At 35.9% G+C, this 24639-nt stretch carries 25 protein-coding genes; 17 read left to right on the top strand and 8 right to left on the bottom strand.

Annotated features, from left to right (window positions below; all coding sequences use genetic code 11):
* Nucleotides 1–16 precede the first annotated feature (16 nt).
* The 12 genes from EA772_RS01225 (at nucleotide 17) to EA772_RS21960 (ending at nucleotide 9106) form a co-directional block, all read left to right on the top strand.
* Nucleotides 17–406 (top strand): DUF2750 domain-containing protein, encoded by a 390-nt coding sequence (locus tag EA772_RS01225; protein WP_124910876.1) that lies wholly within the window; start codon nucleotides 17–19, stop codon nucleotides 404–406.
* Nucleotides 407–1142: 736 nt separating this feature from the next.
* Nucleotides 1143–1559 (top strand): hypothetical protein, encoded by a 417-nt coding sequence (locus tag EA772_RS01220; RefSeq protein WP_124910875.1) that lies wholly within the window; start codon nucleotides 1143–1145, stop codon nucleotides 1557–1559.
* A gap of 10 nt (nucleotides 1560–1569) precedes the next feature.
* Entirely contained in the window at nucleotides 1570–1914 is a 345-nt protein-coding gene (locus EA772_RS01215) for a hypothetical protein (protein ID WP_124910874.1), read from the top strand.
* 248 nt (nucleotides 1915–2162) lie between these two features.
* Complete coding sequence (locus EA772_RS01210; protein WP_124910873.1) at nucleotides 2163–2771, top strand: hypothetical protein; 609 nt, start codon at nucleotides 2163–2165, stop codon at nucleotides 2769–2771.
* Nucleotides 2772–3359 carry an RHS repeat-associated core domain-containing protein gene (locus tag EA772_RS01205; RefSeq protein ID WP_124910872.1) on the top strand — a complete coding sequence of 196 codons (588 nt, stop codon included), beginning with the start codon at nucleotides 2772–2774 and terminating at the stop codon, nucleotides 3357–3359.
* Between the two features lie 156 nt (nucleotides 3360–3515).
* On the top strand, nucleotides 3516–3725 hold the full coding sequence (locus EA772_RS01200) for a hypothetical protein (protein WP_124910871.1): 210 nt from the start codon (nucleotides 3516–3518) through the stop codon (nucleotides 3723–3725).
* A 41-nt stretch (nucleotides 3726–3766) separates the two neighbouring features.
* A complete protein-coding gene (locus EA772_RS01195; RefSeq protein ID WP_168187458.1) occupies nucleotides 3767–4114 on the top strand; it encodes a DUF1493 family protein in 348 nt (115 codons plus the stop codon).
* Between the two features lie 261 nt (nucleotides 4115–4375).
* The gene (locus tag EA772_RS01190; protein WP_124910869.1) at nucleotides 4376–4954 is read left to right on the top strand and encodes a hypothetical protein; all 579 of its coding nucleotides are present in this window, start codon (nucleotides 4376–4378) and stop codon (nucleotides 4952–4954) included.
* A 21-nt stretch (nucleotides 4955–4975) separates the two neighbouring features.
* Nucleotides 4976–5527 (top strand): RHS repeat-associated core domain-containing protein, encoded by a 552-nt coding sequence (locus EA772_RS01185; RefSeq protein WP_168187457.1) that lies wholly within the window; start codon nucleotides 4976–4978, stop codon nucleotides 5525–5527.
* A gap of 238 nt (nucleotides 5528–5765) precedes the next feature.
* Complete coding sequence (locus EA772_RS01180) at nucleotides 5766–5921, top strand: hypothetical protein (protein WP_210405065.1); 156 nt, start codon at nucleotides 5766–5768, stop codon at nucleotides 5919–5921.
* A gap of 820 nt (nucleotides 5922–6741) precedes the next feature.
* Complete coding sequence (locus tag EA772_RS01175; protein ID WP_124910866.1) at nucleotides 6742–7095, top strand: hypothetical protein; 354 nt, start codon at nucleotides 6742–6744, stop codon at nucleotides 7093–7095.
* Nucleotides 7096–8737: 1642 nt separating this feature from the next.
* Nucleotides 8738–9106, top strand: a complete 369-nt coding sequence (locus EA772_RS21960) for a hypothetical protein (RefSeq protein WP_124910865.1) — start codon at nucleotides 8738–8740, stop codon at nucleotides 9104–9106.
* Here EA772_RS21960 and EA772_RS01165 read toward each other — a convergent pair.
* A complete protein-coding gene (locus EA772_RS01165) occupies nucleotides 9048–10157 on the bottom strand; it encodes an IS110 family transposase (RefSeq protein WP_124910864.1) in 1110 nt (369 codons plus the stop codon). The genes EA772_RS21960 and EA772_RS01165 overlap by 59 nt on opposite strands.
* Before the next feature lie 977 nt (nucleotides 10158–11134).
* On the opposite strand from EA772_RS01165, the gene EA772_RS01160 reads away from it, so the two are divergent.
* Together EA772_RS01160 and EA772_RS01155 are read left to right on the top strand one after the other, a co-directional pair.
* Nucleotides 11135–12487 carry a DUF4932 domain-containing protein gene (locus tag EA772_RS01160; protein WP_168187456.1) on the top strand — a complete coding sequence of 451 codons (1353 nt, stop codon included), beginning with the start codon at nucleotides 11135–11137 and terminating at the stop codon, nucleotides 12485–12487.
* 233 nt (nucleotides 12488–12720) lie between these two features.
* Nucleotides 12721–13017, top strand: a complete 297-nt coding sequence (locus tag EA772_RS01155; protein ID WP_371683166.1) for a deaminase — start codon at nucleotides 12721–12723, stop codon at nucleotides 13015–13017.
* A 775-nt stretch (nucleotides 13018–13792) separates the two neighbouring features.
* Here the strand turns inward: EA772_RS01155 and EA772_RS01150 are convergent.
* The gene (locus EA772_RS01150) at nucleotides 13793–14833 is read right to left on the bottom strand and encodes an IS110 family transposase (RefSeq protein ID WP_124910862.1); all 1041 of its coding nucleotides are present in this window, start codon (nucleotides 14831–14833) and stop codon (nucleotides 13793–13795) included.
* Between the two features lie 945 nt (nucleotides 14834–15778).
* Between EA772_RS01150 and EA772_RS01145 the strand changes: the two genes are divergently transcribed.
* From EA772_RS01145 to EA772_RS01135, 3 genes are all read left to right on the top strand, one after another.
* Nucleotides 15779–16600, top strand: coding sequence for a DUF1963 domain-containing protein (locus EA772_RS01145; protein ID WP_124910861.1), 822 nt, complete (start codon nucleotides 15779–15781; stop codon nucleotides 16598–16600).
* A gap of 211 nt (nucleotides 16601–16811) precedes the next feature.
* Nucleotides 16812–17186 carry a hypothetical protein gene (locus EA772_RS01140; RefSeq protein WP_124910860.1) on the top strand — a complete coding sequence of 125 codons (375 nt, stop codon included), beginning with the start codon at nucleotides 16812–16814 and terminating at the stop codon, nucleotides 17184–17186.
* 133 nt (nucleotides 17187–17319) lie between these two features.
* Nucleotides 17320–17970 (top strand): hypothetical protein, encoded by a 651-nt coding sequence (locus EA772_RS01135; RefSeq protein ID WP_124910859.1) that lies wholly within the window; start codon nucleotides 17320–17322, stop codon nucleotides 17968–17970.
* Nucleotides 17971–18207: 237 nt separating this feature from the next.
* Here the strand turns inward: EA772_RS01135 and EA772_RS01130 are convergent, their stop codons facing one another.
* From EA772_RS01130 to EA772_RS01105, 6 genes are all read right to left on the bottom strand, one after another.
* On the bottom strand, nucleotides 18208–18783 hold the full coding sequence (locus tag EA772_RS01130) for a hypothetical protein (RefSeq protein ID WP_124910858.1): 576 nt from the start codon (nucleotides 18781–18783) through the stop codon (nucleotides 18208–18210).
* The gene (locus tag EA772_RS01125; protein ID WP_124910857.1) at nucleotides 18758–20680 is read right to left on the bottom strand and encodes a hypothetical protein; all 1923 of its coding nucleotides are present in this window, start codon (nucleotides 20678–20680) and stop codon (nucleotides 18758–18760) included. The genes EA772_RS01130 and EA772_RS01125 overlap by 26 nt, the downstream gene beginning before the upstream one ends.
* A 130-nt stretch (nucleotides 20681–20810) precedes the next feature.
* Entirely contained in the window at nucleotides 20811–21722 is a 912-nt protein-coding gene (locus EA772_RS01120; RefSeq protein WP_124910856.1) for a DUF6438 domain-containing protein, read from the bottom strand.
* A 165-nt stretch (nucleotides 21723–21887) separates the two neighbouring features.
* Nucleotides 21888–22490 (bottom strand): hypothetical protein, encoded by a 603-nt coding sequence (locus tag EA772_RS01115; protein ID WP_168187455.1) that lies wholly within the window; start codon nucleotides 22488–22490, stop codon nucleotides 21888–21890.
* 166 nt (nucleotides 22491–22656) lie between these two features.
* Nucleotides 22657–23535: a carboxypeptidase-like regulatory domain-containing protein gene (locus EA772_RS01110; protein WP_168187454.1), complete on the bottom strand. Its 879-nt coding sequence runs from the start codon at nucleotides 23533–23535 to the stop codon at nucleotides 22657–22659.
* 198 nt (nucleotides 23536–23733) lie between these two features.
* Nucleotides 23734–24213 (bottom strand): hypothetical protein, encoded by a 480-nt coding sequence (locus tag EA772_RS01105; protein ID WP_124910853.1) that lies wholly within the window; start codon nucleotides 24211–24213, stop codon nucleotides 23734–23736.
* Nucleotides 24214–24639: the final 426 nt, after the last annotated feature.

Here is a 24639-nt window from a genome sequence, read left to right as displayed (position 1 = left end):
AACAAGAAAGACCTTTATGATGAAAATTACAGAAAAGGAAATAGAAGTAGTATCAGCATTAGCTCCTTACGAGCGCTATAAATACTTCATTAAGCGTGTTGCTGATACGGAATTGATGTATTCTCTAAAAAGCCCGGATGGAAATTGGGCTATATCAGAAGTCAAAGCCTCTAAGTTATTTCCTTTGTGGTCGTCAACGGAGTTTGCTGATCAGTCTAAGGCATCCGGTTGGTTGGACTTTCATGTTGAGGAGATCACTTTGGAGACTTTTGAGGACGAACTTTTGGATTTTGTTCATTTGCACGGTTATCTTTTGAATGTTTTTGTGGTTGGACAAAATACAGGTTTTGTTGTTGATATAGTGGAATTTGCAAAAGACTTGAGTGAAGAAATGAAAAATTACTAAGGCAGTACTTAAGGTAATTAAATAGCAGCAAAGCCTGGTTCATTGAGCCAGGCTTTGCCATTTATAGGCTATATATATGTTTAGCTCATATGTGGAAAAATTAGTTTACATTGATCCCGTCTCGCCAAATATAAAATTATCATAAAGTCTTGCTTGTCTGGATATTTCGGTAGCTTTTACCACATCGTTTCGGAATTGAGGATCAGTTTGTTACGGTGAAAAATGACCATCAATAGATTAATAAATAATAGGTTAAGAATAAATCGGGTTTTTTCTTAAACTGGTCAATCCGATACGGAATTACTTGGTCAACGGAGCTGAAATCTCCATTGATAATACAAAATAAGAAATTTCATTATCAACAAGAATACGGAGGCGCTCGTATCCAATCTATATATTTGTTAATCAAATAGAGTTTAACTGACAAGTGATTTAAAACATAATTGTCTTGGTTGAGAAGATCAGCTTGGGCAATTAGCTTAAATGAAACTTTTTCGAATCAATCTTGATAAAACTTAGTAAATTCACGTAAATAAGGCGATTTGACTTATGTTTACATGTCAATTAGCTTTCATAATCTCTGTCACATGGATTTATTGGTCTTCAGTAATAGAGACCGCACTAACCAAAAGTTTGGACCGGAACCGTTAAGCCACAAATGACGGGATGCGCAGTTAAGTTCTATTAAGTATTTGTTGAATTCCTTTTCAAAATTAAAGAAGGGTTATTCCATGAATTGGCTAACAATTCTTTAAGGGTGTGGGGCGGCTGTTTTTTCAATGGTACCAGATCTATAGGAGAGGCGGCGTTCGATGTCACTGCTGATGTCGTTGCCGGGGAAATTGGCGGGATAATCGGTAGAAAGATTACCGGGGTTGCTGAACAATCTTTGGCAAAGGCAACAGCCTCTGAGGCAAATGCTGTTAGGGGATTGGTCAAAGGAAGCAATTTATTTAATAAAGTTACTGATGGAGAAAGAAATTTGGCAGGTATTAAGGGTACGATCGTAGCAAAGAAATTAGATGTTGCTAAATCAACAGTAGATCTTACTCGCAAGTTAGCTGTTGCTTCCGGTGTCGCAAAAAAGATTTCAAGAGGAGTAATTGGTCGGATTGCAAAGAGGCTTTGCAAAATGTTGCAACCGACAAGGTGAAATTTAATATATGAATAAAATACGAATTGGGACTATATTTATAATTATTATCGTTACTATTAGCTTATTTCTTTATTGGATAGTATCTAACTCAAATAAAGATAATGCAAAAAGAGTTAAAATGGTTGAAAAAAAATTTAATTATTCAAAAGGTGTAATTGCTGAAATCCATTCCTATAAAGGGCATAGTATTAAAGTAAAATACAAAATTAACGGTATTGATTATACATTTTTCGGTGGTTGGGATAACAATCCTGAAGGGTTAAATATAAATGATTCTATTTCATTTAAGTATTCAATAACAGATCCGAACTTGATAATTACTGAACTTGAAAAGGAATATAACATCAACTAATGCAAAGTGTTTGTTGGTAGGTAATGGAAGTAATTCGGTCATGTGATAGATGGCTTAAGTAGAATAGTGTGCTAACAATTAAAATATTAAGATTTGAGTTCAATGCCACGTTGAAGTCAATGGAATTAAGATCATGGCAACACAACCAGCCTTCTGTTGAAATGACCCACGGATTACCTTTAATCAATCAAATTATAGGGAAGGGCAATCTTAATTATTATCCTTCTAAATTTTATAAACGATAAAACATGAAATTTAAAATACAGCCTGTAATTCTAGCTTTGGGTATTTTTTCACTGTGTGTTGGCATCTGGCAAATGTTGCAAACAAAAACAATGATACTTCCCTCTTGGTTTTTGCTCTTGCTCTCTTTGCCTTGTACCCTTCTTGTTTTTTTTGGGTTGGGTATGCTAGTAAAGAAAATACTGAATTCAAAATGGCGGGCTCTAACATTTGCTTCCATATTCGTAATAATATTTAGCTCTATATTTTATATAAGCGAGTACAGGCCTGTTTATACTGTTGTTATTCCAGAAGGTTATGTTGGAGAAGTTAGGTTGCTAGTTTCCAATGAAAAAGAAAATGATTTTTTTATTAACAATTATGGCATTGGATATATCGACAGGAAAACGTTTGACGAAGGCTTTTATCCAAAAATAATTAAGGGAGATAATGAAATAACAAAACAAGTAAAAGAATATAGTAAGGGAGCTTTGGCAACAACACCAGGTGATATTTATTCTTATGAATACTTATCTTTTTTTGTTCCAGCTAAGGGAGAAAGTGTAGAAGATAAGGATATTGAAGAACTGATAAAAATCAAAGCAATAGATACTACTCACTTATATAGAAGATAATTGTCTAGCATAGCTCTGAACAATCGAACAGGTCGTTACAGCCACCATTATAATTGGGCTGACCATCTTGGAAATGTACGTTATACTTTCGATATTTACAATGGAGCAGTAAGAAGGCTTCAGCAGGATGATTACTATCCCTTTGCATTGAGAAAGTCGGTATCTCCGGTGGCAACAACGAATAAATATCTTTACAATTGCAAGGAGGTGCAGGATGAGCTCGGTGGGCAATATGATTACGGGGCAAGGTTCTATGATCCGGTAATTGCAAGGTGGAATGTACCTGATCCTTTGCAGGAAGATGAATATTGGAGCGACTTTGATGATGCATATGCTCAAGAGATGTCTAATGAAGGCTATGATTTTGATGCTTCCGAAGGCAGAAAAAATGCTGGTAATTATTTTAATCTACCGAGAGTACGCAATGTGATAACTGCTGGGAATTCGGCTATCCACTACAATTCCAGTCCATATGCATGTGTATTCAATAATCCTCTAAGTTATATTGATCCTTTGGGCTTGGATACAGCGAAAGTCAACCAATTAAGAGAGGTTACCATCAAAGGAAATAAAAACAATGGTTATTGACCTTGGGGACCAGGGCTAATTGTATTAGGTCAACCTTTTGATTTCTTAAAACCAGTAGGCGCATTAGGTTCTGATCGGGGATCATCGATTGCATCAAGGGTTTTATCAAAAGCAATCCCTTGGGAACGTACAGCTTTCAAAAGAAAAACGGTTAAGGTGCTTTCAAAAGCTATTGGAAAAAAAGCGGCAAGAAAAATTGCTAGCAAAGTTGTTGGTCGATTTATAGGGAGGCTAGTTCCTCATGCTGGATGGGTATTATCGGTAAAGGGTGTTTGGGATCACAGACAAGAAATAGGAGAAATTACCGATCAATTGACAAAAAATAATAAGGAGAATAACAACAATCCAATGTGGTATGTGCGTTAAAAAGAAAAGACGATAGAATCGATGATACTGAAAATATGAATATGAGAGATGAAATTTTTAATCAATTGAAACGCTTTATCATTGAGCAAAATGGCTTTGACGATGAAGAAATTACAACAAACTCAAGAATAGAGGAAGATTTAGGTCTTTATGGCGACGAGGCAACAGATTTCTTAATATCCTATGGAAAGGCTTTTAAAGTTGACTTAACAAAATTTATGAAGGCAGATTATTTTAGTGCCGAAGGAGATTTTATATTGCCAGCAATCATTAGATTTCTGACCAACAGCAAAAAGCTAGCAAGAAAAGCCCTCACGGTTGGACATTTAGAAAAAGCAATAGTTAAAGGTAGACTCGATGAAGAAGTTATAAATAATACCTCTAGATAAAATCATAAGCCAGCGATGTGAGGATGAGGGTACAGAAAAAGTAGACCGAAAATGGTCTATAAAAGATTAGCTGATGAGTAGGTCATAAGATTTCCATCCGCCTTTTTTTTTGGGTGTTTTTATATTCTTTACTGATTTTAATTCATCAAGTTCTTTTGTGGATAAATTAGTTTACATTGACCCCGTTTCGCCAAATATAAAATTATTACAAAGTATTGATTGTCTGAAGTTAAATGAATTGGCGGAAAGGGGTCAAATGAATTGGTTACTGCTGTCAGTACATCCAATTACGATATCACTGAGAAAGTTTGGAAGTTTGACGGGAACCTGATGAGCAGTGTGCGGACGCATCATGCCAATGGGCAAAGTACTAAGATCGCGACCCGTTATGAATATGACCATCTGGGCAGGAAGGCGGCGACCTTCGAGAACATCAATGATGCGGGAGAGGTTAATTTGAGTTATCTGGCCTATAATGAGCTTGGGCAGCTCCAGGAGAGGAAACTGCACAATGAAACCCAGCGAACAAAACTAACATATAACGAACGGGGCTGGTTGAGGAGCAGGAAGAGCAATGAGTTCAGCATAGAGCTTAAGTACAATGACGCGATAGATGGCGCAGAGGCGCAGTACAATGGGAATATCGCCAACCAGCGCTGGAGCGCGGGCGAGGCGCTCCCTTACACTTTTGTATACATTTATGACAAGTTGAATAGATTGAAGCGGGGGGCTGCATCAGGCCTTTCCTACCCGATGAGTGAGCAGGTGGAGTATGATGTGATGGGCAACTTTAAGTACCTTTCCAGGGACGGGGGCAATGCGAACAGTTACGACTACTAGCATGGGAACAGGCTGTGGTATGTGGCTTATGTGACCAGTGGCTATGACTATGATGTAAACGGGAATGCGACAACGGATGGCCGCTCAGGATATACGATTGAATACAATCACCTGAACCTGCCCAGACATATACCTAACATTAATCTGACTTACACCTATGGTGCCAGCGGGAGGAAGTTAAGGAAGAATGCCAACGGATCAGTGCGAAACTACATTGACGGAATTGAATACAAACCGGATGGAACGATTGACTTTATACATGCCGAGGAAGGCATAGCACTGAACGACGGTTTAGGTGGATACAGTTATCAATATAATCTGAGTAATCATCTTGGAAATGTTCGTTATAGTTTCGATATTTACAATGGAGCGGTAAGAAGGCTTCAGCAGGATGATTATTATCCATTCGGATTGAGGAAGTCTATATCTCCGGTGGCAACGACGAACAAGTATCTCTACAATGGTAAGGAGGTGCAGGATGAGCTCAGTGGGCAATGTGATTACGGCGCAAGGTTTTATGATCCGGTGATTGCAAGGTGGAACGTGGTGGATCCGCTTGTAGACTCTATCTAGAAAGTACATCTCCGTATATCTATGTTTTAAATAATCCTATAAGATTAACCGATCCAGATGGTCGATATCCTGATTGGCCTGGTGATGACCTATAGGATGTGATAAAGCAAGGTTTTACTCGATATTTTGGAGGAATAAACAGGCAATATTAAATCCAGTTGAAACAGTTAAAAGCCACATTACTACTTAAGCAATAACGAACAATTTGTTAAAAACAGCTACTTTCGGCACCTATGGAATGGCAAAAGTAGGGATCACATTATCTTCGGACGCATCAAACGGAGATTTGACAGCTTTGGTGAAGGATATGGGTAGTAAAGCCGCCGAAGGGCTTCTTGTTGGTGCAACAGAAGGCTGGAAGGGTTACAGGTGCAGTGACAAAGGTGGCATCTAAAGAAGGTCAGTTTTGGGAAAACTCCTTTTATTCCGAAGGATGCAGAGGGTGTAACATTCAAAACGATTAAGACAAAGGCTGGGAATACAAAAATCTATGCGGAGGGTAGAGGCGTTGCACACACTCAACTAAGAGAAGATGCTTCGGGCAATTATGCTCAACGTACGAACTTTCATGCCAAAGGAAGAAAAAGAAGCGATACGCACATTACAACTCATGGAGAAAGTGGAAAATCGTCACCCCATAAACATACATATTATAAAAAGGAAAACGCAGTGAAGGCCTCTAAGTATAAAATTAATAGTGAGCTCAAAAGTTTAAATTTCATAAAAGATATATTGCTAATTGAACCCAAAGTACGGTTATTTGGTGAGCTTGAAATTGAGCCATATTTGGTGTTTTCAGTTAATTTTCAAGCAGATTATTGGTATATCAAGTATCTTTTGTTAAGAGATCAATATGTTGATCTTACAAATGAGTTCGAGAGTCTTTTTAGTGAATCAGACTTAAATATTATTTGGCTGAGGTTGACGGATGGCAATACTTTTGTTTTGGAGTTTAACGATGGACAACCATTTGTTAGTTTTTTAAAAGAGACTTCTTCGATAACAAATTACTTCGAGTTATTTACCTTGAATAGGCTCTAAACAAGTCCATATCCTGGTGCCAACTAATCACTCATGCCTAAAATAAAAAGTAACATCAAAGTCACGAATCACCTGTCAATACAAAAGGACTTCAGATAAGTCATTTTCATTTGAATGGAGCGAAAGAGCATATATTTGATATTTGTAGATGGCCTAAAGCACAATAAATTACTATGAAATTTGAAGAATATCTTTGGCATAATTCGGAGATTAAAAATATTGAAATAGACAGGACAAACCCTGGTAAGAGTGATACGGTACTATTTGAAATATCCGTAGAAAATAAAGGTCCCCTTAAACTTATCTTTGAAGACGTGTATTGGGTAAGCCTCAATATGAACCTAGGTGTAGAGGCTCCTGAATATATTGACTATGCGTTTATCGAAGTTGAAAGTGTAGATGTTTTGGACCTATATAAAAGGTGGAATGGTTTGATTGAAGAAATCGAATTGCATTGCTACGTAATAAAGACCATCTCAACGAGTAGTTTAATGAAGATTATAGCGAAAAATTTTACAGTCGTTTAAATAGTTGCTTTTTCAAAAAATAGGTTACATGCCTAGCAATCTAAAGTTGCTGGGCTTTGTTGTTTATTGTGAATATGCCTTGCCGGTCTTTGCATCACGGATGATGGCATTTGCCAGAAATAGGAGTATATCTATAATTGAGGGTTCAAGTTCCTCAATCTCGTCTATGAGCTTCAGGATCTGTTTGTCAAAGCTAGCCTTGTCTGGAGATTTCGGTAGCTTTGACCACATCGTTTCGAAATTGCGGATCATTATGTTTCGGTCAAAACTGACCAGGCCCAATTGATCAATAAATAATAGGTTAGGAATAAATTGGGTTTTGTCTTAAACTGGTCAATCCGACACGGAATAAATTGGTCAACGGAACCGAAATCTCCATTCATAATCTCTGTCACATAGATTTATTGGTCTATAGTGATAGAGAACGCATTAACTAAAAGTTTGGACCGGAACCCTTAAGCCACAAATGCCGGGATGCGCAGTTAAGTTCTGGTAAGTATTTGTTGAATTCCCGGTCAAAATCAAAAAAGGGGTTATTACATGAATGGCCAACAATTCTTTAAAGGTGGTTGGCAGCTTGTAAATATTATCAGTTATTTTTAATTGATTAAACCTGCTTCAAAGTCTTTCCGCTTCGACGCAAAATCAGTCAATTAGGCTTGAACTTTTTTATCGAATATCATCCTACCTGCACCTTAATAGAAATGTCAGTATTTTTCCACATTGATTATTAGTTCCTTTTGGGCAGCGGAGGTCGTAATTCCTCGAGCCGAGCTAATTCTCGCTATTTGCTTATCTAAATATACATGAGAATTAGTAGCTTAAGTAATTGTTCAATTAAGCTCCCTTTTACTTTCAACAGAATATTATTTACCTAGAAACCCTAACTTGATAGTCATCGTAAAATGAAATAAAATGATCCGCTTACAACCAACGTTAAAAGTTCTTAAGTTAAACAAAAGTGCTTTTAAAATCCATAAATCGCTATTTGTCTTTCTCATTAACAGAATTAAACAACGTAAGCAGAGGTATCAATTGTTCGATTGTAGTCCCCTCTGGTGCACGAAAGAGGATATAGCAAAAAACTGTATCCTCTTCTTATTAAATGCCCTCAGGGCTGTTCAAAGCCTGTTTTTGTCATTCGTGTTCGAATTACAGAACAAAAATAATTAAATTGAATGATTTTATTGTAAGTATTTGTTCGTCAGCTGATTGGTTGACTTTTTAGGGTGATTTTGAGCTCTTTCAGTACTAACTTTTCAATTACCAGTTCAAAGGATTCGAACACCCTTATTTCATTGCATTTGGTGTTTCTTGTCAGAATTTGGCATAAAAAGAATCTACGGAATAGTTGTAAGGATTCAATGATTACTTATGATCGTTTGCAAAATAATTTCCGAAAGACTGTCTAAAAAGGATTGTATGTTTTGATTTTCATCACAATTCGAATGTTTTTGATCGTATCGATACGCTATTGGATAAACCAGAATACGTTGACCCCATTTTACCGGAAATAATTTGCTGTAAAGTTTTGCTTGTCTGCATTTTAGTGAATTGGCGGAAAGGGGTTATATGAACTGTTTGTGCAGTTAGGAATGTTGGTACTCTAAAACTCATACTTGAGGATAAATTTAACAGACAAATGAATGATATTGCTAAGGAATTGAACTTACAATTCTCAGAAGAACATAATCATTTCGTTTTACCGAATTTTAGAAAATTGTATGCCAAGTTTAATTTCGAAAGTGGTGGACTAATTTATGGGCTAGTTAAAACACCTGAGTTTAATAAATTTCATCCAAAGAAGAAGTTCATTCCGGAAATCTCATCTAAATTAAAAATACAATTTTCGACATCTCATTGCTGGCTTTTATGGAAATTTCTATATAAGAATATTGAAATAGAAGATCACTTATGGTTGGATATCCAAAATAGTCAACTAAAAATTGCTATCAAACTTTTTTTACAAGATATTTTAAATCTGCCAAGCGGTTTGACCACTGACTTGTAACAAATCTTTTATCTTCAATCTCAATAAGTCTATATTTTAATGGCGGATTAAACTTGAAGTCCTTTTGATAAGGTTTATTGTTCTTTAGACATGCATATACCCTCGATGCCATTTTGAAACGAATAGCGTTCAAGACCAGCATCTTGTGTTTTCCCTCAATGACAGTTTTCCGGTGGTAGTAATCCTTTATATCTGGAACAAAGCGTCGAGCCAAAACTGCAGAAGTATGTAGGAGGGCTTTCATTTTCTTGTTTGCAATCCTTGATACCCTTGTCTTTTTTTGGATTGAGGTTCCAGATTTGTATGGAAAAGGAGCTATGCCTGCATATGACGCAAACTGTTTGATTGTGGGGATATTTTTAAATTCATTTGTACAGATAATCATTTCCAAGGCAATTGAAGGCCCAATACAAGGGACAGATTGGACAAGTGTCATAAGTCTATTTAAATCTTCATCGGATTTCCAAGTTGCTTCAATCGAATCTTCAACATCTTTAATATCCAATGTTAGTGCATCAATGCTTCTAGAACAAAGTCTATTGCTCTGTTCGATTAAACCTTTTTTAACAAAGCCAGCACTTTCTTTTAATGGTGTTTTCATTGCAATGTGAAGAGACTGAAGCCTTTTTCTTAGCGAGGTGAGATTGGCCAACTGTTCCAATATCGGTCTTTTAGGATCTCTCAAGCGGAGTACATCTCTCGATTTGTAGAGATACATAGCGATCCTCTTTGAATCCAATTTATCTGTTTTCCCTCTGACTACTCCTAGGGAATTCTTGATATGCAATGGTTGCTCCACGACGGTATCAAGTTTTAGACTTTCTAAGGTATTTATTAAATGGTTGCTATAAATACCGGTGTTTTCCATTCCGAAGATGGCATTCCTTTTAGTAAAACCTAAAGATCGCCTTAGTTGGATAATATGACTCTTTATAGCCTTCTGCTCATTAGGAATTAAACTATGTGTTAAAACATCTCCATTGGATATAACAGACATATCTAGCGTTTCTTTGGAGATGTCAATACCAATAAAATAAATATATTTCTTCATAATATTAAATACATTCGTAGTATAGGTTGTCAATACCCATTTAACAGTCAGGCGTTTCGCTGATTCATAGGTCTTTCCTAGGCAAGGGATTAACTTACCTGACTGTCCTTTTAGTTACCTAAACATTACTTGAGTTTCAATCCTCTATTTTAGGTCTTTCCTATATGCCTGATTTGTTCTACTCAGTTGTGGATGTCTAGCCATCTTAAGTTCAATGGGTTTTGATTTAATACGCAAGTTTCCTAGATACTAAATTTCAGTTGTCAAAAGGCTATCTATGCTTTTTTCGTTATGAACTCCATTATGCAGTTAGGCGCTTATAGTCCTTCTATAGGTTTTTCCTAGATGTGTGCCTAAACCAACCTAACTGCCCTTTTCAAGTTATTATTTATTTAAGACTTCTATCAGTCCATAGGCCTGTTAACCTAGACGCGAGTTTGAGTAAACTTCAAATAACTCTACAAACTTTATTAGGAAATAATGGAGATCACTATTGTTTTTTAATTAGAGAAACTATTTTGCTACCTCTAATATAATTATTAATTAGATAATATTTCTTATCGTTATTGCGTGGACTTTTTTCATTATTTAAGTGATATGCTTAGAAATTAAAGGGATTGAATATTCGACAGCACCCGCCAGCCGGGATTGCCGGTAAAGAGAAGAAATTACTGGTCAGCACAAATTTATAGCTTGCAGAAATTATATAAAGGCTAGGCTTTGAACAACCATAATCCGAAAAATTTGTTTAAAAAGAAAATTAGTGCCACTTCATTGGAATGAGTGATAAAAAATCGTGCAGCCAATAATTTAACGTCAGATAAAGATGTTAAATCCTTTTTTTTAATTTAGCAAAGTTATTTAACTAATGATCGCAATCTTTTAGTCCTCGCATGAATTTGAATTTTCCTTTCCGTATATCAATATCCTTTTTATTATTTTTTTCTATTGCTTCTTCAAATTTAGCTGCGCAGGGGGTGACAATTCTCGCAAAACCCAGAGTGGATGAGCGGGTAGAATTGTTAAGTATCGTATTTAGGCTGGCCGGTGCACAGGAATTCAGTTCTACGCAATTCAAACGTTATACAGATAATATTGAACGATACTTTGGTGCTTATAAAAATCATGAGTTGATTTCCTATATTAAAAAGATTCGTAAAGAAAATGGCATTGGCTATGATGCGGTGATGAAAATGGCGGTGCATTTAGGCCCAGCCCCTGGCTTTAAACCGGTGGTGAAACTTTCAGATTCTGTTCCTGAAAAACGATGGAAAATGGAAAAGGCACAGGAGTTTATCCGGCTGCTGGGAAAGTTTTATAAAGACTCCAGGGCGGATGTTTTTTTTAAGGCGAATGCCGATATTTATAAGGAAGTAAGTCAACGTTTTCTGACTATTTATGACCAGCTTGATCTAAATTGGTATAAGGATTTTTATGGCAAGTCACCGAAAGAGAAATTTATTATTATCAATGGGGTTGGGAATGGTGGAGGAAATTATGGCCCCGATATATTTTATAAAGATGGAAAACGTGAGGTATATGCCATTATGGGAACTTGGACTATAGACAGCACAGGAATGGCCAGATTTGATCTAAGGGATTATTTTCCGACGCTGTTACATGAATTTAATCATAGTTTTGTGAATTATCTCACTGACCAGAATCCTTCCCGTTTTGAGAAGAATGGACAGGTCATTTACAAAGCGGTTCAGGAACAAATGAGTGGGCAGGCTTACGCAGGTTGGCAAACGATGATCAGCGAGGCACTTGTACGGGCGGCGGTAATTAAGTATATGAAAGATCACAGCTTCGATAAGCAGGCTATCGATCGTGAGATTTTAGAACAACTCGATCGGGGTTTTCTTTGGATTAACGAGCTTTTAATAGAACTGGAGAAATATGATCAACAGCGGGATAGATATCCGACGTTGGAAAGTTACCTGCCTAACATTATACTGGCATATCATGATTATGCCCAAAATATCTCTGTTTACCAAAATATATTTGAACAACAAAGGCCAAAAGTGACCTCAATAGATGAATTTGCCAATAATAGTAAAAATATTGATCCGGCAATCCATACCATTACCATCAATTTTGACAGGCCGCTATTCGGCAAAGGTTATTCCATAAACCTCACCGATAAAGGGAAAGACGCCTTCCCAAAGATTAGTAAGGTAAGCTATTCCAAAGATAATACGTCAATAATTTTAGAAACTGCGCTGGAAAAAGGAAAAGAATATGAGTTTGAGCTCAGTGGCCGGTCATTTAAGTCAGTTGATCAAGTGCCAATTAAAAATTTTGTGGTCAGCTTCAGTACCACACCATAAAATTATAGCCAAAAACGCAACCCATAAAGCACAATAGACTATTGTGCTTTATGAATGATATGGCCATTAATCCTGGGTGATGCAACGTATAACCTTTAAATTCGCTCGATCTATCGCAAAGCAATTCTATTATGTTTGAACTTGATCTCACGCAAAACGTTGTCGCCAACGGGGCCGATGTAGATAGGACGACACTAATAAAAGGGAGAGCGTGATCCACTGCACATGCTGAAATCAATGCCATTCGCGCGGCTGCAAAAAGTATAGGCAAAGCAGACTTAAGCGGGTGCATCATGTATACTAGTGCAGAGCCTTGTCCAATGTGTCTAAAAGCAATTTACTGGTTCAATATCGCTCAGGTTTATCATGGAAATACTAAACGCGATGCTGAGTGGGCAGGTTTCGGCGACGAATTTATTACTGTTAAATTACAGAAGAAACTTGAAAAGCAGAAAATTACGTTTCATGGACTTTTGCAAATGAGGCTATCACAGTCTTTGACGAATGGGTTTCATCAAACGCTGAACTGAAAAATGTAATTAAAGGCGGATCGTTATAAGTGCCTTCTTTAAGCTTATTGTCTTAATTTTCTGCTTAAAAATGTTAGAAAATTATGGCTAATGAATTTCTGTTTAATCCTTAAAATTGGAAAAATAAGGCCCCTAAAAAATTAAAGGCTCCGCTAAACCAAATATATACTAGTAGCTAGATGAAATCCGTAACAATTTTGCAAAGAATTTAGTTAATAAAAACCAGATCGTTAGTCTTAACACACTAAATTCAACTAATGTATGAATTCTCATGAATAGCGTACACTAGATTTCGGTTTTAAATATGCCGCAGGACCTTGGTGTGCGAATAGGGACAATTGGAAATCCATGGATAGTTCAGATAAATAAGTCATCAGACCAACGGGATTTATTTTATTGTCAGGGCTCTTGTACTAAGCAGATCGATTCTCAGTATGAGTGCAAAATTAAGGTCTAAAACAATGCAATACGCTCGCTATAGTTAACATTGATCTCAAGAAACCAGAGGATAAAGATTTAGTTTTTAATGCCTTGTTCAACTTCACTACTGAAATGATATATGAGATATCTGTAAATCAACTTGGAAAAATAAAAATCAACACGATATCTACTTTGACGGTTAATTAGTGCAGGTTTTTATCTCAATAAATAGTGACTACCCGGATACTTTGCTCACTTTTAAACGATCCCCAAGTGATACGACTAGTACTGAATAAAAAACAATAATAAAATAGCACTTCTAATTTTTTTAGTTTAGTCGCAATAAAACGGCAAACTATGTTTGTCTTATCCCTTGAGTTAATTTTTCACTATTGTAATCATAATCTTTAGTGTAGAGCCTATTGTGTTTAATACAGGAAAATACCCTTAGGACGAGCTTTGATCTGATGGCATTAAAAACAAGCATCTTCGGTTTTCCCTCTATTTCAGTTTTTCTTTTGAAGTAAGCTTGCATTTCAGGTACAAAACGATTAGATAGCATTGCACATGTATGCAAAAGTGTTTTCATTTTCTTATTAGCAATATTTGAGACACGACTCCTGGATTGCAGCCCGGTTCCTGATTGTTTTGGATAGGGAGCCAAACCTGCATAAGCTGCGAATTGTTTAGGACTACTGATGGTTTCGAATTCGTTGGAAGTTATGATCATCTGTAACGCCGTAAAGGGCCCAACGCAAGGAATTGATGTGATAATATCCATCATTCTTTTAATCTTTGGGTCGGACAAGCATAATAAGTTAATAGTTTCATCTAAGATATGAATATCAGCCTCTAAGGCATCTATGGTTCTTGATGAAAACTTCTCGTTTTGAATTGCAAATTTGGTGCTAACAAATAAATGATCTTCTTTCAATGGCGTTTTTAGTGCTCTTTTTGTTCTTGCAAGCCTGTCTCTCAATGCGACTAAGCTGGCAAGCTCCTGAATGATTTTTCTCTTTCCTTGCCATAACCTTAAATCATCCTTTAACTTTTTGAGATAAGTGGCAATTCTGATGGAATCAAGCTTGTCATTCTTACCTCTCAAATTACCTAGTGAGTTTTTGATATGAGTGGGGTTTTCATAAACAATATTTGCTTTTTTCCTTTCCAATATACTCAAGATTTTATTGGAATAAATTCCGGTATGTTCCATTCCAAACACTGAATTTGATAGCTTAAATCCATTAATTTCTTTTAGCTCAACGAGCATCGATGCTATTGCAGTTTCGTCATTTGCGATTTTTCTATGATAGATCAGTTTTTCTACATTCATAATCGCAAAGTCAAGGGTCAATTTACTAACATCAATTCCAATAAAGTATTTATATCGTTTCATGTTTAAATAGTTGTCCCTTGACAGTTGGGCATCTCATCGTAATATAGGTCTTGATCCTCATTTTGATATTGATTCAACCCAACTGAATGTTTATACTTATCTCCTGCAAAACTTAAAATCCTTAATCATGCCGTAAGTCTTTGTCTTGATGGTATACATAGGTCATTTTAACTCATTGCCTTTCAATAATTACTTCGCATTAAGGGACATTTTTCTTTGAAGTCTAATTATTTTGTGATGACAAATTTTAAGGAATTACACTCATCACAAATCCACTTGTTTTTTTTATTTTAACTTATACCAACATAAGCTTTTTAATTTGTTGATTGATGCAAATATTTTCGATCATCACCTCAATAAAGAAACGTCATTTTTTCAATTTTATGCACTGGCAAAATACTTCGGTCTTTAAGTCGGTTATTATTTGTGTGAGATGACTTAATGAGCTATTTGTTTCAACATATAGTGACTCCAAGATTATGAGGTTTAAGACAGGCAAAATGTTCGCTTTTATGATACATTTTTCTATTTGCGAAATACTGCATATAAGCTTAAGCTAATAGGGGAGGGATATCTTCGTTGTTGAGACTTGATATGCTTCAAATATCTATACACAAATTTAAAAGCCAATAGCTGCTTACCGGCCTTTTTTTAGATGGGCTTTCTTTTGTTGAATATGCTAATCACATCACTTGGCCACTGTAAACGTTTGGTTTCATACAGTATGGTGTTATCAGAAATTCCTTGCACAATCATTTGAAAATTCCCTCTAATATTGTCACAAAAACGAAGCGTTAAATAGCTCAAATATCAATTCAGTAAATGACTTATTAAAGTATGTTTGATGCTATATATTTACGAATGTGACGAATATCATTATTGGTGCAAAATAAGCTTTAATCAATCATCCTAACATTCACTTAAATGATTTAATTTTCTAAATTGATGGAGAAAGTAGAAATTATTAAACTTATAGAAAATACAAAAGCTGTAAACGGGCAAAAAATAATATCGTTATTACTACTCAGTTTAAAATTCAGTTTGGATGAGCCTGCTGTAATAAAGCAATCAAGGTCGCAGATTGGAGGAGCGCCCACGATCTTTGATCAGCATTATCCATCACTTCATGATGTTCCCTTAAGCTTTTTAGCACAAATTTCCTTAGATGATATTCATTACCTGAATGATTTATTACCTAAAAGTGGCCTGCTCTGTTTTTTTATACTCGTAAATGATATTGGCAACCGTTATCCTGACCGAAAAGATGAATTTAAAGTGGTGTTCGTCAACAATACGACGCGAGGCAATGCTAATGGAAATAGTGAGGACATTCCAGCATTCCCTATTTCCTTTGTCGAACAGTTTACCTTTCCTTCCTATCAGGAAGATGTAATTGTTAAAAATAATATGACTGACGAAGATTTGTTTTTGATGGAATCGCTTGAAATGGAAGTTCAATCGGCATCGGCATTGACTGATATCGGGCATCAAATATTAGGGCATCCAAACGCTGTTCAGGGTACAGTAAGGTTTTGGTGGGCTGCGAAATATTTAGGTATTGATCAAATTGATGCCATCACCCAGGAGCAAATGGATAGCATTAATCAGGAGGAAGATCAGTTTGTACTATTGCTTCAGTTAGATTTTAGCGATCCGAAAATCGGCATTGAGCATTTTGGAGATAGCGTTGCTTACTTCGGTATCCATGAAAAAGATTTAGCTAAGGAGAATTTTGACAATGTGATCCTGGTGATGCAAAATACCTAATGAGTAGATTATACCATAGTTGGGCATGTCCAGCCCTTAGGCGCTGCATGCACAGGAAAGTGATGGTACCCCGCTTCTTTTAACCCATCCATTTCTTTGAATAGATATAGTTTTAAAGATCATAATGCTATTTTGTTGACCATAAAATAGAAATCAAGGGTGGCTGACATTAATGTATGGGAATTCGTTTAATAAAAACACAATAAATTTAATGTTGATTATTCCGACACTTCTATTAAGCGGTTGCGCACTGCAAAGTCGTAGAAAAAGTGAATGGATAGGGAGCTACAAAAGACAGGTGTTTATTGCATGTGTTACCTCATCAAATCTAAAATTGGTTGAAAATGATATTTCTCTATCCATAAATTTTGATGTTATTGGTAATACAATTCTTGCGGAAGGTGCCTCTCGTCTTGGTCAATCTTACGATAAACTTATTCAACCTTCCAAAATTTCAGATTTCGAAGAGGAAAGGCCCATTATGAACTACTGTTTAATGTATTATGAAGGAAAAGCACTTGATTCCATAGCTAAATCTGAATATAAAAAGTATTTAAAATCATTAAATTTTTATCCTGAACAATAAGTGTAATTTTAAAATTATCGTTTATGACCCCTAAGACCAACCTGGTCTATTTTATCGATAGAAAAGCAATTTAGTATCTAATTTGATTATTACTTTATCTCGTATCTTTCCATTTAAAATAATTACATTGGATATGATTAAAAAATTTGTTTTATTCTTGTTTTTGGTTTTACCGCTGCTATCTTTTGGCCAATCCAGAGGGCTTGGTATATCACCAATGCATAGATTTTTTCAACATTATACAGATAGCACTATCGTAATAGAATATTCACGGTTAGCTGATGGAAGACCATCTTTTTATAGATTATTGAGTAAGACAGGAGACTTTGTAAATGCTTTCAAATACGAACCGATAGACAGTTCGTATTATTCGGTCTTCAAGCTTAAAAAATCAATGCCTGCAGTGTTATGGAATATGTTCTTAGCTAAGCGTACAGGATTCAAAAATAATGCAGCTGATATCAACATATTTTTTAATTATGTTCAGATAGACAGCCAACGAACAAAAAAGCTATGGCGGGAAATACTATCATTTAAACCATGGCAGCTTGTTGATGATGAAACCTATGGTGCGGAATGTGCAGGCAAACCTGCAGGAACCACATACGATAACGGCACCTGGATTATACATTTGGTAACTAAAAAAGAAATTAAAACTTTATGCTACCTGCTTCCTGAATATTTCGAAAAACAATGCCCAGGGAATAAAAACAGACAAGCTGCAGTACAGATTGAACGGCTTTTCAACGAATACTATCCTGCGTTCACCTACTTAGGATATTGAAAGCAACACTTCGAATTGGCCAAAATCCAGCCGGCGCTCGTTTATAACACATGCAAAATAGCATTTCGATTTTACAAGTTCAGATCCATCCTGCTCCTGCCGCCCTATTGTCGGCGGTAATTTTTATTTATTTTATAGACCTAATACACCAATAAGTTAATTAATTATTCATTACGCTTCCATATTTTCATGAAAGTCTTACGGGTTAAAAATCCAGGAAATATGGTATGGTTTTCATCACCTGGCAACTGTAAATGTTTTGGTTTCATACAGTATTGAGTTATCAGAAATTCCTTGTACGATAATCTGGAAAGTTCCTGTAATATCCCCCGTAAAAAATTTCAACTCCATATCTTGCCCCGTCGTCACGATTTCCATGGGTGACCATAGTAATGTTGAAGTATAGGTAGGCGCCGGCATTGATAACTCAGCTTCATCTAAACTATATTTTTCGCTACTGTAGTTAATACCGTAAATAGTGATAGCCGAATTCTTATTGGTTTCTAATTCGCATCCCTGGTATATCAACGGAATATTTTGAATAATTCTATTATCGCTGACAATATGCCTCATATATGTTTTCCCTTTTTCGGGGATATATGTTTTCCAAGTATGGCCAGAAAATGGACAATTTAAGCACCAGGTTACACATAGGTAATCACCGCACCTATTTCTGCCTTCCTTTTCGGTATGTCCGGTCGGGCTGAATGTATTTCCGTCCTTTTGCGCCTTGATCACAACTTCCTTCAGCATATTGGTTTTTTCAAACCCTGCCAAACCTTGAACATCATTGGATACTTGAAGAATGCTCATCCCCCCCCGAATGTGATTCGATCACGGTGCTTAAAGATTCGTTTATTTTGATATAGGGATTCTCAATATTGATCTGGTAGTTTTCTTTATTCGATTCGTTAACATTTAAAACGACTTTTTTACCCTGTTCAATATTCAGGTCCTGGTGTGTTAAAATAAACTTTCCCGAATTGTCAGTCTCTATCACTGAATAATCATTGCCCCGCAAAACCGATAGTTTAACCGCCCGTTTTAATTTTTTGCCAAAAAGTGTCACCTTGCCTTTAAATTCTGCTGAGGTGTAGCTCGATGAACCGGTGTCTAATGTTTTTAACATGTCTGTCCAGCTATATTTTCTCCAGCCTTTAACCAACAAAATGTCTTCGATATAAGAAATGTTCCTAAAGCCCCTTCCTGAATGGTCAGTAGGGATATCGCCAAGTTCATCGGATAGATAGTGAAAGCTTTGAATATCCTGGGTTAATGCGCTTTGCAGTCGGTTTTGCTGTACACATGCAATGGAAACAATACCTGTATTCGTATCTTTAAAGTATTTTGAAAGATTTAGTTTTAATTTGACAGTTTCTTTAGTGTGGTAAGCCGCTTTATCTGTATTCACAATGATTTTATCTTCTTGATTGTAGTGTGAAAAGAATAATCTTTCCGATTCCGGCCTGCCTATACTGTCAAGCAGTGTTAAGGCAAAAACTCCCCGGGGCACGTCAGCTAAACCGATTTTGATCATCCGCCCAGTGGCGGTTGTCAACAATGGAACATCAGCGTAAACACTTCTATAGTTATGTAACAGCAATCGCATTTTCCTGACACCGTTACTTCTTACCTGTATTTTTATGGTATCATCGACAACAGCTTTGGAGACGTTCATGGCAACAATATGATTTATTGCAGGAGGCAGTTTGTAAGTGACGTTTGCATACACGGCCGGGTTTCCCTGGATTAATTGGAATATATAATTCTTTCCAGCTTTAGGTAACATTCTAAATTTGTTCATTCCGCTGCTTAGCGTTTGGATGGTATCTAAAACTTTATTATCCTCGAGAAGAATGCCTTTTACCATGGCCGGTTCGCCATTTATCGATTTGGCTTCCCAACCAACAGTATTAAGATTGTTGGCAGATAGGTTACCCCCTTCCGGATAGAAACGGATTTTTAAACTATCTTTTTCTATTGTAGGTAACTTTAGTTGAAGTCGTTTAATTTCATTTTGGTTTTTTATAGTCGCAATCAGCACTGGATGCTGCGGAGTGATCTGCCCGCGTGCGATACTAATTACATTTTGACCTGTTTTGGATGATTTTAACGGCCGATCCGGCAAATTTCCGACCTTAGTGTTGATGTTATAATTGGATTTTCTTTTGGTTTCCTCTTCGATGTTCAATGAAATGCGGAGGGAGTCTGCACGATCTGTATCAACTAGCGCAAGTGTAGCCTTAAAATTTTCAACTACGATGGTTTTTATATTTATCGCCTGCCTGAAAATATTCGTCGGCTGACCGTTTGAATCAAGTAGATTCGTGTAACCTATGATATGATATGCTCCAGGAGCTATCGTATCTGGTAACGACAGGCTGCCTGCACACAAACCGTTTTCAAATGCAAATTGGCCGGATAAGTTAACCTTATTGGTAACGTCATCAAAAAGGGCGATAGATAGCGTATGGTGTAATGCAACATGTGCAGAGTCAGCTTTTGTTAAGTAAGCGGAAAACCAAATTGTTTCGCTATTGGTGTATGTTGTTTTGTCGAAGTGAATGAAGAGCACAGCATTCGAAAGGCTTTGTCCATACTGAACTATTTCCTGACCAATATCGATAGATTGATTCGCCTGTTGAGCCACACAGTTTGCCATTGGAAGTGTGCAGACCATTAACCAAAAATATCTAAATATAAATTTCATAGAAAGGTTGAAATAGCGGTGCACAATGCGGCCGAAGAGCGCTTCCTGAACAAGGTAAAAAAAATTAGCGGTGAAACAAACGATTGTTTTTTGAGGCTGCTTCATAAGTGCAAACTTTAATTTCTATCCATCACCAGGTTACCGCAAGAGCCGTCATTTTTGAATACAAAGCGCTCAATCCGAATGTTCCTTGCATGCCATAATCTCTGATGGTTTTTTTTAAACCCTTCTCATAGGTTATGGTTAAGGTGGCTGTTTGGTCGTCGGTCCATGGCACCTGGTATTGATCATTTAACTTTTTTATATTGATGTAATTTGCCAAGTCACATAATTCTTTAAATGTATTCAACGATAAAATTTTTGAAGATTCGCCGTTGGTTCTGGTAAATGCAATCCCCTCGAAATCACCTTTACCGGTATGATACAGTGTTAAATTAAATACCGGGCAATTGCCAAAACAACCTGAAGCCTTCATTTCGATAGATTTTACAATATCGTTTACAGGTACTTCCAACTCAATGAAGCTGTTGTATTTAAAAACTAGCGTGTCCATAATCAGCACCTCCTTATAGGAAAAAGGGATTTTGCTTTCAAAGTCAGGTTGTTGGGTTTTGCGAAAGAGCCTTAAATAGTTTTTTGTGCCAATTTTTATGGGCTTTATCAGCTCACAGTTTTCAAATGAATTCTTAGAAAATCTAAAAAGTTGAAATTTATTATTTCCTTTATCTATGAAAACATAGCTGATGTAATCATACCAATATGCAATAAAAACCAAGTCGGTTAAACCATCATTGGTAACATCTACCTTCTCCCAATTTTTGATATTCCAGTTGGCAAGTATGCCGTTACATTTTAGATTTTTTAAGAGTGAATCCGTTGGTTGTACTTGAAACCTTCCGAATTTATCTTTTGCAAATTCCGGATTTTCCGACTTTACGAAATTATTTACATCAGAATCAGTAATCAAATCATCAATCCTATTCGCGTAAGCAGCCGAATTCCAAAAGAAAATTGAAAATATCAATATTACATAGTGGCGCATGTTATTTTATTTTTCCTATTAATTTAAATTGTGTGAATTGCGGTATAGATTAAATTTAGATTTTTTTTGTTCGTTTTTTGAAGCCGAAAAATAGCTGTATAAGTTTTTTATAAGAGGCTTTTAAAATGATATAGGCTAAAATAATTTGAATATAACCGTCGTTCGCTAAAGTCGAAGGTCTTTTTTAATTTTCATTCCCTGAGGTGAATTTTTTAAACGTTCAGATAATTTATTATAGAGTACGCTAGGTTCGTTCTCGTCATAATATTCTGGCATCTTTAGTAAGATTACATAAGTTCTTAATAAGGTTATAGCTAGGGGAGAATCAGGGTAGACATCTAAGAAGATTTTAAAATCTCTTGTTCGAGTAGCTTGGTTGAATTTTGAAATTTGAGTGTTAAATTCTCCACCTTCTACAACTGAAGTTTTAGCATCACTATTGACGAAAATCTTCGCATCTTCAATTGCGATCATTTTTGGCCTTTGGAGACCTTCCCATTTTTTTATTAACTCTTCATAATCACTCACTGAATCTTTATCGAAATAAAGGAAACAAACTTCTATTTCCAGAGGCTTAGCAATGGTAAAAATAAATTTGCCATCATTTATTCTGGTAATTAAGTTTTTCTTTGTTTCCGGATTACTTATATGAGCAAATTCATAGTCAGTTTTTTCTTTAAAAGATCCGGATATCTTACAATTTAGAACTTGTGCATTCAAGTCATATATTGTTAGAGTTAAGATGAAAATTATCAGTTTCTTAAGCATATTACGAAGTGATTGGTCTTTATCTATTACAAATTTATTTACTCTGTTCCGTTAAGTATATAATTGATTGGTGATTAATGATTAAATTTAAGGTGGCATGAGGTTAATGGATTGTATTTTATCTACATAGCTTCTTTTTGCCTTTGTTGGCAAAACTCTCTACCGCTTAATCCTTTAATTTATAAGCCTGGAAATTAATATACAAAAAAGAGTTTTTTAATGGGGTCCATTCACTTTCGCTTTTCTCTCGGAAAAAACTTTTTTTAAAGGGTGATGGATATGATGGGACAAGGAGTAAGGTTTTATTTACATCGTCATCCTTTAGTTTGGCATCAAGCAATTGTACTGAAACTGCAACTTTTTTATAATTTTTTAGCACAATATTGTAGTCTTCCAAATCAATTTTTTTCCATCCCCTGGTTTCAGATGTTTCAAAAATGATATCCTTAGTCGGAATGATTTTATCCGGCAGATCATTCTTTACAGAATATAAGTTTATACGGTATTTAAGATTAGCAAAATTATTTCTAATCAACAAAAAGTCAACTTCCTTTAACAATATTTGATTGTTAATATCTAAAATTGTAGCCTGTTCAAGTCCACTAACATCACTGGTTCTTGGAACCCTCATATAAGCTTTGGGGGTTAGGTATATGGATGCAGGGGTACGTCCATAGGTCTCTATCGTTTGTTTAGAGGCTTTTATGGATACTTCATTTAATAGTACAGATGAGGCTTCCATGGTTATTGCCCATGGGGAATCCTTTAGTTCGGAAATGGTCTTTCCAAGGGTATGGTATCCCACCCTCATAAAAATTACACTATCAGAGGGTGCTACCGTATTATCCAAAAGTAATTTAAATTTGCCAGTAGAGTCGGCTACAGTACCCAACGCTTTTCCCTTAATTCCTATTGATACATAAGGTATACCCGAACGACTGCCTATATCAACTATTGTTCCGTATCTATTACTTATTTGGGCATGCGAGATAAATGGTAGGATATATAGAAATGTTAGGGCTCTTAAAAAAAATCTGAGTTGCATTCGCATGGTCAACGTTGTGATTTCGGAGGTTAATGCAAGGCTAATGATCAAGACCTACATGTTATTTTGAATATAGTAAAAATTACCATGCTCCGTTAATTAATTTTTCAAAGAGGGCAATTATTTTGGGGCAAAGATTTCCTTAAACTGTAAATCATATAGCTTTAATTCAATATACCTTTTAACCATCCATGAAATTTACTGATCTTTTTTTAATATAATCCAAGGTTTTGAATTTGGTGTATTTTGAGGTGGGTTCGTTGCAAAAATCTTAAAATTAGCATTAGCTCTTGTAAACAATTCAGATTGATGAGCGTTTTCGAAGTCTCCACTTGACCTCGGAAACTCTATCATTTTGATAATTTTATTTTCTTCGAAAAACACAATTTGATTAATGTCTTCACGAATATCAATACGGGAGTGCTTAATGGGGTTCAAACTGATATGATGAGCTTTTTCAACACGACTAATGTTTGTATACGGAGGAAGGATGAGCAGTTTATCCCATTTAAAGTTTATTAGCTTTCCAAGTTCAATCTTTCCCCCGATATTTCTTGACACTTCCTTTTCTAAAAGCAATACTATATGATGATCATTATTTACCCTATTACAACTTGTTGCTAAAAAGAAACCTAAAATAAGGACTGTAAGCGTAAACCGTGAGGAACTTTTAATCATATCGATACAATTCTATTAATCAGACATTTACCACTCAGCATATATTAAAGACTTTATTTATGGGTTTTTGTTACAAAATATCTGAAGTGGGTTCTCATCTAAAGCATTTTTTCGCTAGTCAACTCATATCTGACGTGTTTAAACCTTATCCGAATGGTCTTGTACACTTCTTCTAATCAGCATAACTTTTAGATCAAAATACTTTCGGAGAATTTGATTGATGCAACGTATTTCATAAAAGTGCAGCTTCTCATCAACTATACAAACTACCTTTGATTTGGGAATATAACTGCTAAGCTGCCAGTCCGATAAAGATCTGTTAATTTGGGCTCCAACCCTATCCTATTGCAGAAAAACTTGTAAGCCTAACTTTAAGTGTTTAGCTTAGTAATACTAAAAACAAACGCTTTCATGATCAAATGTTAT

Origin of the sequence: Pedobacter sp. G11, assembly GCF_003860265.1 — a bacterium.
Lineage (GTDB): Bacteria > Bacteroidota > Bacteroidia > Sphingobacteriales > Sphingobacteriaceae > Pedobacter > Pedobacter agri.
The sequence above is the reverse complement of the archived record's forward strand: the minus strand, read 5'-3'. Positions and strand labels throughout refer to the sequence as shown.